Annotated in this window: 1 protein-coding gene; it reads left to right on the top strand. The window is 74.3% G+C overall.

Annotation, left to right across the window (positions count from 1 at the left end):
• Positions 1-9 precede the first annotated feature (9 nt).
• A complete protein-coding gene (locus tag G443_RS04405; protein ID WP_051314059.1) occupies positions 10-13347 on the top strand; it encodes a type I polyketide synthase in 13338 nt (4445 codons plus the stop codon).
• The last annotated feature ends 7 nt before the right edge of the window (positions 13348-13354 follow it).

Raw genomic sequence — 13354 nt, 5'->3', positions numbered from 1 at the left:
GCACGCCTGATGGCGAACGAGGAGAAGCTGCGCGAGTACCTCAGGCGCGTCACGGTCGACCTCCACGAGACCAGCGAACGTCTGCGGGAACGCGAGGAACGCGACAACGAGCCGATCGCCATCGTCGCGATGAGCTGCCGCTACCCGGGCGGCGTCCACTCCCCGGACGACCTGTGGGACCTCGTCGTCGAAGGACGGGATGCCATCTCCGGGTTCCCCACCGACCGGGGGTGGCCCCTGGAGGAGGTACTGGACCCGACCGGGACCCGGTCCGGTGCCTCCCACACCACGGAGGGTGGCTTCCTCACGGGCGCGGGCGACTTCGACCCCGAACTGTTCCGCATCTCGCCCAGCGAGGCACTGGCCATGGACCCCCAGCAGCGGCTGCTGTTGGAGATGTCCTGGGAGGCCTTCGAACGCGCCGGCATCGACCCGCTCTCCGTTCGGGGGGAACCGGTCGCCGTGTTCACCGGCGTGATGTACCACAACCACGCCGCCACCCTCGGTGAGGTTCCCGAAGGGGTCGCGGCCCACCTGGGCACCGGGTCGGCCAGCAGCGTCCTGTCCGGGCGGGTGTCCTACGTCTTCGGTATCGAGGGACCGTCCGTCACCATCGACACCGCGTGTTCCTCCTCCCTGGTGGCCCTGCACCTCGCCACCCAGGCGCTGCGCGCGGGGGAGTGCACGATGGCTCTCGCCGGTGGCGTCACCGTGATGCCGACACCCGGTGCCTTCGTCGAGTACAGCAACCAGGGCGCCCTCGCCGCCGACGGGCGCTGCAAGCCCTTCGCCGCCGCCGCCGACGGGATGGGCTGGTCCGAGGGCGTTGGCGTACTGCTGCTCGAACGACTCGGCGACGCGGTCCGCAACGGGCACGAGGTGCTCGCCGTGGTGCGGGGTTCCTCGGTGAACTCCGACGGGGCCTCCAACGGGCTGACCGCGCCGAACGGGCCGTCGCAGCAACGGGTCATCCGGGCGGCGCTCGACGCGGCCGGCCTGGCGCCGTCACAAGTGGACGCGGTGGAGGCGCACGGGACCGGGACCGTGCTGGGCGACCCGATCGAGGCCGAGGCGCTGCTCGCCACCTACGGCCAGGGCCGGCGGGCCGACCGCCCCCTGTGGCTGGGCTCGGTGAAGTCCAACCTCGGGCACGCCCAGGCAGCGTCAGGCGTCGCCGGAGTGATCAAGATGGTGCAGGCCATCCGGCACGGGATCCTGCCGAGTTCGCTGCACGTCGACGCGCCCTCCCCGAGGATCGCGTGGGACTCCGGCCAGGTCGCCCTGCTCACCGAACGGCGGCCCTGGCCGGAGACCGGCGAAGCCAGGCGGGCCGGCGTCTCGTCGTTCGGCATGAGCGGGACGAACGCGCACGTCGTGCTGGAGGAGGCCGGGGGTACCGCCGAGGACGCGGTGAGCCCAGCGGACTCCCGGCACCACCTGCCCTCGGTGCCGTGGGTGCTGTCCGGCACCTCGCCTGACGCGGTGCGCGCCCAGGCCGCTCGCCTGCTGTCCCACCTGGACGAGCGCCCGGCGTCGGCTGTCGACATCGGCTACTCGCTCGCGACCACCCGCGCCGCGCTCGAACACCGGGCCGTCGTCGTGGCCGAGGACGACAGGGGCTTCCGCGCCGGACTCGCTGCCGTGGCCGAGGGGGACCCAGCTCGGACCGTCGTGCGGGGCACCGCGTCGGCCCGACCCAGCGTCGTCTTCGTCTTCCCCGGGCAGGGCACGCACTGGGTCGGGATGGCGGCCGGACTGCTGGACTCCTCGCCGACCTTCTCCGCCCGGTTCGCCGAGTGCGCCGCGGCGCTCGCCCCCCACGTGGACTGGGCCCCCGAGGACGTGCTCCGCCAGGCCCCCGGCGCGCCCGGGCTCGACCGCGTCGACGTCGTGCAACCCGTGCTGTGGGCCGTCATGGTGTCCCTCGCCGCCGTGTGGCGGTCCCACGGCGTCCACCCGGCGGCCGTGGTCGGGCACTCGCAGGGCGAGATCGCCGCGGCCTGCGTCGCCGGCGCGCTCAGCCTCTCCGACGGGGCCAGGGTCGTCGCGCTGCGCAGCCGGGCACTCGTGCCGCTGTCCGGGCACGGCGGCATGCTCGCGGTCGTCCAGTCCGCTGACTGGGTCGAGGAACGGCTCGAACCCTTCGGCGGACGGCTGTCGATCGCGGCCGTCAACGGTCCGAACTCGGTCGTCGTCTCCGGCGACCGCGACGCGCTCGACGAGCTCCAGGTCCTGCTGTCCAGGGCGCGGGTGATGCGCTGGGTGGTGCCCGGCGCCGACTTCGCCGCGCATTCCCGGCAGATCGAGTCACTCGCGGAGGAACTGTCCGACCTGCTGGACGGGGTGACCCCCCGCCCGTCCACCGTGCCCTTCTGCTCCACCCTCACCGGCGGCCACCTCGACGCCGCCCGGCTCGACGGCGACTACTGGTACCGGAACCTGCGCCACACGGTGGACTTCGAGTCGGCGGCCATGGCGCTGCTCGCCGACGGCCACCGGGTCTTCCTGGAGATCAGCCCGCACCCCGTGCTGGGCCTGAGCCTGCAGGAGATGTTCGGCGATCTCGGCGCGGTGGCGCTCGGAACCCTCCGGCGCGACGAGGACGACACGCGGCGGATGGTGCTGTCGCTCGCCGAGGCGCACGCCAACGGCGTCGCGATCGACTGGTCCACTGTCTTCGGCCCCACCGGCGCGCGCCGGACCGACCTGCCCACCTACGCGTTCCAACACCGCACGTACTGGCTGGCCTCCACCACGGGCCACCCGGGCGCCGGCGCCGGCGCCGGCCGCGCCTCGGTGCTCGACTCCTGGCGGTACCGCGACACCTGGCCGAGGACCGCCGAACCCGAACCTCGGGAGGGGACGGAACGGACGTGGCTGGTGGTCGTCCCGGCCACGGACGACGCACCGGATCTCGTGGAGGACTGCCTGACCGCGCTGGGCACCTCCGATTCGCGGGTGCTCAGGATCGGAATCGACGCCGACCGCCCGGCGATCAGCGGCGCCCTGCGCGAGGCCGTCGCTGACGCTGACGTCGCGGCCGTGCTCTCCTTGGTGGCGCTCGCCGGGGGAACCCGTGCCGAGCACGAGTCCGTTCCTCGCGGGCTGGCGGACACCCTCCTGCTCTCGCAGGCCCTCGCCGACGCCGGTCTGGACGCGCCGCTGTGGATCGCGACCAGCGGTGCCGTCTCCACCGGCCCGGCCGACCCGGTCCCACACCCGGAGCACGCGCTGCTGTGGGGCTTCGGGGGTGTGCTCGGCGCCGAACACCCGGAGCGGTGGGGCGGCCTCGTCGACCTGCCCGACCGGCTCGACGAGCACTCCGGGCGGCGGCTGCGCGGGGTGCTGACCGGTACCCACACCGAGAACCAGCTGGCCGTCCGCCCGGCCGGCCTCCACGCCAGGCGGTTGGTGCGGGCCCCGCTCGGGGACGCCCCTCCTCAGCGGACCTGGACGCCGCACGGCACCATCCTGATCACCGGCGGAACGGGTGCGCTCGGTTCGCACGTGGCTCGGTGGCTCGCCCGTTCCGGTGCCGAGCACCTGCTGCTCGTGAGCCGCCGGGGCCCGGAGGCACCTGGTGCCGCCGACCTCGTCGCGGAATTGGTTGACCTCGGCAGCCGGGTCACCCTGGTCGCCTGCGACGCGAGCGACCAGGCCGCGCTCGCCCGGGTTCTCGCGGATGTTCCCGACGAGTTCCCGCTCAGCGCGGTGATGCACACCGCCGCCCTGCTCGACGACGGCCTCGTGGACTCGCTCTCCGTCGACCAGCTGGAGCGAGTGCTGCGCGCCAAGGTCGTGTCGGCGCTCAACCTGCACGAGCTCACCCGCGACCTCGACCTGTCCGCCTTCGTCCTGTTCTCCTCCATCGGTGGCGTGTTCGGCGTGCCAGGCCAGGGCGGCTACGCCCCCGGCAACGCGTTCCTCGACGCGTTCGCGCGGCACCGCAGGGCGCTCGGGTTGCCGGCCACGTCCGTCGCGTGGGGCCACTGGGCCGGGGGCGGTATCGGAGCGGGTTCCGTCGAGGAGGGTTTCGCCCGGATCGGGCTCCGAGCGATGGACCCGGCGTTGACCGTCATCGCACTGCGACAGGCGCTGGAGCACGACGAGACCTCACTGGTGGTGGCCGACTGGCAGTGGGACAGGCTCACCAGCGCGAACACCGCGCCCAGCCCCCTCGTGCGCGAGCTGCCGGAGTTCGCGGGCGCGGCGTCGCGGGCGGAGCCGGTCGTGGCGGCCCGCGTCCGCGCGGCCACCGGTGCCGACCGACGGCGGGTGGTGCTCGACGCGGTCCGCGCCGAGGCCGCGGTGCTGCTCGGGCACGACTCGGCCGAGGACGTGCCGATGACCAGGTCGTTCCAGGACCTGGGGTTCACGTCCCTGACCTCGCTCGAACTCCGCAACCGGCTGGCCGAGGCGACCGGGCTCGCCCTCCCCGCGACGCTGGTGTTCGACCACCCGACGACCGGGGAGCTCGCCGATCACCTGCTCGCCGAGCTGGTCGGCGGCGCCCCGGCAGCGGATTCCGCGGACGCCTCGCGCCAGACCCCGGGTGCCAGCGACGACCCGGTCGTCATCGTGGGGATGAGCTGCCGGTTCCCGGGCGGCGTCACCAGCCCGGACGACCTGTGGCGGCTGGTCGTCGAGGGCACCGACGCCGTCACCGGGTTCCCCACCGACCGGGGCTGGGACCTGGACGAGCTCTACCACCCCGACCCAGGGCACCCCGGGACCTCCTACGTGGACAGGGGTGGTTTCCTGCACGACGCCGCCGAGTTCGATCCGCTCCCCTTCGGGATCTCGCCGCGTGAGGCCCTGGCCATGGACCCCCAGCAACGACTGCTGCTGGAGGCCTCCTGGGAGGCCCTCGAACGAGCGGGGATCGCGCCCGACTCGCTGCGCGGCAGCCGCACGGGAGTCTTCGCCGGCACCAACGGCCAGGACTACGGCCAGCTGTTGGTCGACGCCGGTGACTCGGTCGCCGGCTACATCGCCACCGGCAGCTCGGCCAGCGTGCTGTCCGGACGGGTCGCCTACACCTTCGGTTTCGAAGGGCCGGCGATGACCGTCGACACGGCCTGTTCCTCCTCGTTGGTCTCGATGCACCTCGCGGCCCAGGCCCTGCGGACGGGGGAGTGCTCGCTCGCCCTCGCCGGCGGTGTCACCGTCACCGCGACCCCGGGCGTCTTCATCGAGTTCAGCCGCCAGCGTGGACTGTCGCCGGACGGCCGGTGCAAGGCCTTCGCCGACGGGGCCGACGGCACCGGCTGGGGAGAGGGCGTCGGGGTCCTGGTCCTGGAACGGCTGTCCGACGCCCGCCGCAACGGTCACCCGGTCCTGGCCGTCGTGCGCGGCTCCGCCGTGAACTCCGACGGCGCCTCCAACGGGTTGACCGCGCCGAACGGCCCGTCGCAGCACCGCGTGATCCGGCAGGCCCTGGCCAACGCCGGGCTGTCCACCTCCGACGTCGACGTCGTCGAGGCCCACGGCACCGGCACCACACTGGGCGACCCGATCGAGGCGGGGGCGCTCGTCTCGACCTACGGTCGTGACCGCGACGAGGACCGGCCGCTGCTGATCGGCTCCGTCAAGTCCAACATCGGGCACACCCAGGCCGCCTCCGGGGCCGCCGGTGTCATCAAGATGGTCCTGGCCCTCCACCGCGGCCTCGTACCGAGGACCCTGCACGTCGAGGAACCCTCATCGCACGTCGACTGGACCGGCGTTTCCGTGGCGACCGAGAACGTCCCCTGGCCGGCGGTCGACCGGCCGCGCCGGGCGGGCATCTCCTCGTTCGGGATCAGCGGCACCAACGCGCACCTCGTCCTGGAACACGTCGAGGAGGACCGGGAACCCGAGCGTGAGGACACCACCCCACCCGCCGTCCTCCCCTGGGTGATCTCCGCGAAGTCGGCTCCCGCGCTCGACGCGCAGGCCGCCGCCCTGCTGGACCACGTGGACACCCGACCCGACCTCGACCCCGTGGACGTCGCGTGGTCGCTGGCCACCACCCGGGCCTCCCTCGACCACCGCGCGGCGGTGGTCGGCACCTCCCGGGACGAACTGCGGGCCGGGCTCGTCGCCCTGGTCGAGGGCGGCACCAGGTCGATCGCCGCCACCTCGGGAACCGCCCGGTTCGCCGTGCTGTTCCCCGGGCAGGGATCGCAGCGGCACGGGATGGGAAGGGGCCTCCACCAGGCGTACCCTCGGTTCGCGCAGGCGTTCGACGAGGTGTGCGCCCTGTTCGGGCCGCACCTGGCGGAGCCGCTGCGCGACGTCGTCTTCGGCCAGGGCACCCCGCTCGACGACACCGAGTACACCCAGGCCGGCCTGTTCGCCGTCGAGGTCGCCCTGTACCGGCTCGTCGAATCGTGGGGACTGGTCCCGGACTTCCTCCTCGGCCACTCGATCGGCGAGGTCACCGCCGCGCACGTCGCCGGGGTCCTCTCGCTCGCCGACGCCGTCACGCTCGTCGCCGCCCGCGGCCGGTTGATGGCGGCGCTCCCGCCCGGCGGCGCGATGGTCTCGGTTCGTGCCACCGAAACCGAGGTGCTGCCCCTACTGACCGAGGCGGTGTCGCTGGCCGCCGTGAACGGCCCCGACTCGGTCGTGCTCTCCGGTGACGAGGACGCGGTGCTCGCCGTCGCCGGCCACTTCGCCACCTCGAGGCGGCTCCGGGTGAGTCACGCGTTCCACTCGTCGAGGATGGACGCGGTGCTCGACGACTTCCGCGCCGTCGCGGAAGGGCTCACCTACCACGACCCGTCCCTCCCGATCGTGTCGAACCTGACCGGTCAACTCGTGACGAGCGAGGTGACCGACCCGGCCTACTGGGTCCGACACGTGCGCGAGGCCGTCCGGTTCCACCAGGGCATCCGATGCCTCCGCGCACTCGACGTGCGCACCTTCGTCGAGCTCGGGCCCACCGGGGTGCTCAGCGCGATGGGCCGGGACTGCCTGGCACCCGAGGACACCGCCGGGGTGGACTTCGTCCCGGCGCTGCGCGGCGAGCGCGCCGAAGCCAGGACCACGATCGAGGCACTGACGCGGCTGCACGCCCGAGGCGCGGCTCCCGACTGGGCGGCGTTCTTCTCCGGGGCGGGGGCGCGGCGGGTCGCGCTCCCGACCTACGCGTTCCAGCACGAGCGGTTCTGGCCACGAGCGGCCCCGACCCCCACCCCCACCGTCGACCGGTGGCGCTACCAGATCACCTGGCGACCGGTCCACCCGAGACCGGCACACCACCTCACCGGTACGTGGCTGGTGGTGCTACCACCGGACAGCACCGGCCACCCCGTGGTCGACGGGCTCGCGGCTCGCGGCGCCGAGCCCGTCGCGGTGCGCGGGACGCGGGGACTCGCGGCCGCGCTCGCCGAGCACCCGACACCCGGCGGAGTCCTCTCCCTGCTCGGCACCGAGGACGAACCGGACGTCGCCGAGACCCTGGACCTCGTGCGCTCACTCGCCGACGTGCCGACCCCGCTGTGGTGCCTCACCTCGGGCGCGGTGTCGACCAGCGTCGACGACCCGGTGCGCCACCCCCACCAGGCGCAGGTCTGGGGCCTCGGCCGGGTCGTCGGACTCGAGGCGCCGCGGGGCTGGGGCGGGCTGGTGGACCTGCCATCGCCACTCACCGAGGACGCGCTGGAACGGCTCTGCGCGGTACTGGCGGACGGCGGCGAGGACCAGCTCGCCATCCGAGCCGGCGGTGTGCTCGCCAGGCGCCTCACCCGGGACGGGACGGGAGACCCCGGGGAGTCGTGGTCGCCGCGGGGCACCGTCCTGATCACCGGGGGGACCGGCGCGCTCGGAGGGCACGTCGCCCGCTGGGCGGCACGCCACGGCGCGGCGCACCTGGTCCTGGTGAGCCGACGGGGCCCCGAGGCTCCCGGTGCGGAGGAACTCCGAGCGGACCTGACCGACCTGGGCGCCCGAGTGACCATCGCCGCCTGCGACGTCACCGACCACGCCGCGCTGGCCGAGCTCGTGTCGTCCCTCGACGACGTGCGGGCGGTCGTGCACGCCGCCGGCGTCGCGCACCTGACTCCGCTGCTCGACGTGACCCCAGCAGAGGTGGACGCCGTGTGCGCCGGGAAGGTCGCCGGTGCCGCCGCCCTGGACGCCGCGTTCGCCGAGACCCCACTCGACGCGTTCGTCCTGTTCTCCTCGATCTCCGGCGTCTGGGGCAGCGGCGGGCAGGCGGCCTACGCCGCCGCGAACGCCTACCTCGACGCCCTCGCCGCCGACCGGCGCGCCCGGGGACTGGTCGCCACGTCCATCTCCTGGGGACCCTGGGACAGCGGCATGACCGACGCCGACGTCGAGGAGCGCCTGCGGCGCAGGGGAGTCCGCGTCCTCGCCACCGAGGACGCGCTCGCCGCACTGCGGCGGGCGCTCGCCGAGGACGACACGACGGTCACCGTCGCCGACGTCGACTGGCACCGGTTCGTACCCACCTACACGGCGGCACGCCCCAGCCGGCTCTTCGAGGAGCTGGTCGACGCGGCACCCGCCGGCCCACCCCAGCCGGCGGGCACCACCCGGTTCGACGGGCTGACCCCGGCGGAACGGGCGGCGACCACCCTGGAACTGGTCCGCGCCGAGGCCGCCTCCGTGCTCGGACACCGCGACACCGCCGCCATCCACGCCGACACCGCGTTCCACGAGCTCGGGTTCGACTCGTTGACCGCCGTCGAACTACGGGACCGGCTGGCGGCCGAGACCGGGATCCGGCTCCCCGCCTCCCTCGTCTTCGACCACCCGGCTCCCGCGCTGCTCGCCGAGCACCTCCAGCGGGCGTTGACCGGCAGCACCCCCGAGGCGGTCACCCCTGCCGCCGAGACCCCGGTCGGTGAGGACGCCGTCGCCGTCATCGGCATGAGCTGCCGGCTGCCCGGAGGAGTCGACTCCCCAGCCGCGCTGTGGCGGCTCCTCGACACCGGGACCGACGCGGTGTCCGCGTTCCCCACCGACCGGGGCTGGGATCTCGGCTCCGACCACGGGTACACCCCGGCCGGCGGGTTCCTCCACGACGCCGGCGAGTTCGACGCGGAGTTCTTCGGGATCAGCCCGCGCGAGGCCCTGGCCATGGACCCGCAGCAGCGGCTGTTCCTGGAATCCTCCTGGGAGGCCATCGAGCGAGCCGGCATCGACCCCGGGACACTGCGCGGCAGCCGCACCGGCGTGTTCGCCGGCGCGGCCGCGCTCGGCTACGCCTCGGGAACGGACGGTGCCGCCGACGACGTGGCCGGCCACTTGTTGACCGGCAACGCCACCAGCGTGCTGTCCGGTCGGATCGCCTACACCTTCGGCTTCGAGGGACCGGCCGTCACACTCGACACGGCGTGCTCGTCGTCGTTGGTGGCCCTGCACCTCGCGGTGCGGGCGCTGCGCGGCGGCGAATGCACGATGGCGCTCGCCGGTGGCGTCGCCGTGATGGCCACCCCGGACACCTTCGCCGAGTTCGGCCGGCAGGGCGGCCTGGCCGCCGACGGTCGCTGCAAGTCCTTCGCCGCGTCCGCCGACGGCACCGGGTGGGCCGAGGGCGTCGCCGTCCTGCTCGTGCAGCGGCTGTCCGACGCGATCCGCGACGGGCACGAGGTGCTCGCCGTGGTGCGGGGTTCCGCGGTGAACTCCGACGGGGCGTCCAACGGGTTGACCGCGCCGAACGGCCCCTCTCAGCAGCGGGTGATCCGGCAGGCCCTGGCCAACGCCCGCCTGTCACCGGCCGACGTGGACGTGGTGGAGGCGCACGGCACGGGCACGGCCCTGGGCGATCCGATCGAGGCGCAGGCGCTGCTGGCGACCTACGGTCAGGACCGCCCCGAGGGCCGCCCCCTGTGGCTCGGCTCGCTGAAGTCCAACATCGGCCACACCCAGGCCGCCGCCGGCGTCGCTGGTGTCATCAAGATGATCACCGCCATGCGCCACGGCACCCTCCCGCGCACCCTGCACGTCACCGAGCCAACGCCGGCCGTGGACTGGGGGACGGGGGCGGTGTCACTGCTCACCGAGCCCCGTCCGTGGCCCGCCGACGGGCGCCCCCGCCGGGCGGCCGTGTCGGCCTTCGGCATCAGCGGAACCAACGCGCACACGATCATCGAGTCCCCGCCCGCCCGGGAGGAGACCCCGGCCGTCGCGGTGCCTGCCGCGCCGCTGCTGCTGTCCGCTCGCTCGGAGGGCGCCCTGCGGGCACAGGCCTCCCGCCTGCTCGCCTACTGGGACGAGAAGCCCGGTACTCCCGTCCAGGAGGTGGCGCACACCCTCGCGACCGGGCGCACCCGGTTCCCGTGCCGCGCGGCGGTCGACACCCGCGAGCCGGGTGACGTCCTCGCCGCGTTGCGCGCCCTGTCGGAGGGCACCGAGGCACCGGGCCTGACGACCGGCACCGCGGAAACCGGACCGACCGCGTTCCTCTTCTCCGGGCAGGGCTCCCAGCGGGCGGGCATGGGACGCGCCCTCCACGAGGCGTACCCCGTGTTCGCGGCGGCCTTCGACGCGGCCTGCCCGGTCCGGGACGTGGTGTTCGACGGCGGTGACCTGCTGGACCGCACCGAGTACACGCAGCTCGCCCTCTTCGGGATCGAGGTCGCGCTGTTCCGGCTCCTGGAGTCGTGGGGCGTCCGACCCGACTACGTGATGGGGCACTCGGTGGGCGAGCTGGCGGCCGCGCACGTCGCCGGCGTGCTGTCGCTGGAGGACGCGCTGACCCTGGTGACGGCTCGCGCGCGGCTGATGGGAGCCCTTCCCGCTGGCGGAGCGATGGTGTCGGTTCGGGCCACCGAGGCCGAGGTCGCGCCGCTGCTGGGGGAGGGGGTCTCACTCGCCGCCGTGAACGGTCCGGAGTCGGTGGTGCTCTCCGGCAGCGAGGCCGAGGTCATCGAGGCGGTCGCCCGCCTCGGGGACCGGAGGACCCGTCGCCTGCGGGTCAGCCACGCCTTCCACTCCGCGCGGATGGAGCCCGTGCTCGACGACCTCCGGGCCGTCGCGCGACGCCTGACCTACGCGCGACCCAGCATTCCCGTCGTGTCCACCCTGACCGGGCGGTTGGTCGACGACGAGCTCACCGACCCCTCGTACTGGGTTCGGCAGCTGCGCGACACCGTCCGTTTCGCCGACGGCATGGCCTGGCTCGACGAGCGCGGTGTCCGGAGCTTCGTCGAACTCGGCCCGGACACCGCCGATCCCTCCGCGCTCGCCGCCGCCGTCGCCAGGGCGCACGTGCGGGGCACGCCGGTCGACTGGCGCGGCTTCTTCTCCGGCTCGCCGCGTCGCGCCGACCTGCCCACCTACCCCTTCCAACGCGAACGGTTCTGGTTGGCCGCCACCCGCGAGGGGGGCACCGACGCCCGGTTCTGGTCCGCCGTGCGCCGGCGCGACCTGGCCGCCCTGGGCGGCCTCACCGCCGACCAGCCCCTTGGCGAGGCCCTGCCCGCGCTGATGGCATGGCACGAACGGAGCACCAGCCTGTCCGCGATCGACTCGTGGCGGTACCGGGTCGGGTGGCACGCGCTCCCCGACCACCCCACCGCCCGTCTCCACGGCACCTGGCTCGTGGTGTCCCGGGGCGTCGCCGACGCGTCGGTGCTCGCTGGCGGTCTCCGCGCGGGCGGCGCCCACGTGGTGGAGGTCGCTGATCCCGTCGCCGGCACCGGACACGCCGACATCGCGGGAGTGGTGGCGCTGCTCGACCACGGTGGGGACGCCGCGACGACCGTACTCAGCCTGGTCCGGGCCCTCGACGGTTCCGGGATCACCGCTCCGCTGTGGTGCCTCACCAGGGGCGCTGTCTCGGTCACGGCGGACGACGCGCCCTCGGCCCCCGACCAGGCGCAGGCCTGGGGCCTGGGCAGGGTCGCCGCACTCGACTGCCCCGGCCAGTGGGGCGGCCTGGTCGATCTGCCCGCCGCCCTGGACGACGCGGCCCTGGGACGGGTCGTGTCCGTCCTCGCCGACGGCGGTGAGGACCAGGTCGCCGTCCGCCAGTCGGGCACCTTCGCCCGGCGGATCGGCAGGGCCGCCGCCGGTCACGGACGACGGTGGCGGACCAGCGGCACCACCCTGATCTCCGGGGGCACCGGAGCACTGGGCAGGCGGGTCGCGCGGTGGGTCGCCGAGCGGGGAGCCGACCACGTGGTGCTGGTCAGCCGCCGGGGCGGCGACACGCCCGACGCGGAGACCATCCGCGCGGAACTCGCCGACACCGGCGTCCGCGTCACCTTCGCCGCCTGCGACGTCACCGACCGGCCACGGCTGGCCGACCTCCGCCGGGAGATCGAGGACGCCGGCGACCGCGTCCGGGTCGTCGTGCACGCCGCCGGCACCGGCCAGCTGACGCCGCTCACCAGGATGAGCGCGACGGAACTGGCCGACGTGCGTGACGGCAAGGTGCTGGGCGCGGAGAACCTCGACGCGGTGTTCGACGACACCACCCTCGACGCGTTCGTGCTGTTCTCCTCCATCTCCGGGATCTGGGGCAGCGGAGGCCAGGGCGCCTACGCGGCGGCGAACGCCGCGCTCGACGCGCTCGCCGAACAGCGCAGGACCGAGGGCCGCACCGCGACCTCGATCGCCTGGGGCCCGTGGGCCGAGGGCGGTATGTCCGGCGGCGCGGACGCCGAGGAGCACCTCGGGCGGCGAGGCCTGCCCCTGATGGCTCCGCACCGCGCGCTGCTCGCGTTGGAGGAGGCGCTCGCCGACGACGAGACGGCGATCGTCGTCGCCGACCTCGACTGGGCGCGGTTCGTGCCCGCCTACACGGCGCTGCGGCCCAGCAGGTTGTTCGACGAGGTACCCGAAGCGCGAGAGCGGGAGACCGCCGAGCCGGCGGTGTCCGACCGCGTCGGCGCGCTGCGCGCGGCGCTCACCGCCGCCACCCCCGCCGACCAGGACCGCATCCTGCTCGACCTGGTCCGAGCCGAGGCCGCCGCCGCGCTCGGGCACCGGAGCCAGGACGCCGTGCGGGCCCGCGCCGGCTTCGTCGAGCTCGGATTCGACTCGCTGACCGCCGTCGAGCTGCGCGACCGGATCACCGCGTCGACCGGTCTGCGGCTGCCCGCGACGCTCGTCTTCGACCACCCCAACGCCGCCGCGCTCGCCGCGCGACTGCGCACGGACCTGGCCCCCGCACCCTCCGGTGATGTCGCCGCCGAGGTCGACAGGCTGGAACGGGCGCTGGCCGCCCACGAACCCGGCCAGCTCGCCGAGGATCTCGGCAGGCGCCTGCGCGCGCTGGTGGACCGCTGGGTCGCCCCGCCAGCCACCCAGCCGGTGGCCGGCGAGTTCCAGGACGCATCACCAGAGGACATGTTCGAGATCATCCAGCGCGAGTTCGGGAAGTCCCCATGACACACAC

Source organism: Actinoalloteichus caeruleus DSM 43889 (genome assembly GCF_000429185.2).
GTDB classification, from domain to species: Bacteria; Actinomycetota; Actinomycetes; order Mycobacteriales; family Pseudonocardiaceae; genus Actinoalloteichus_B; species Actinoalloteichus_B caeruleus.
This window is presented reverse-complemented; position numbering and strand designations above follow the sequence as displayed.

Coding starts and splice junctions, on each gene's coding strand:
- G443_RS04405 (WP_051314059.1), top strand. CDS start 10: ATGGCGAACGAGGAGAAGCTGCGCGAGTACCTCAGGCGCGTCACGGTC.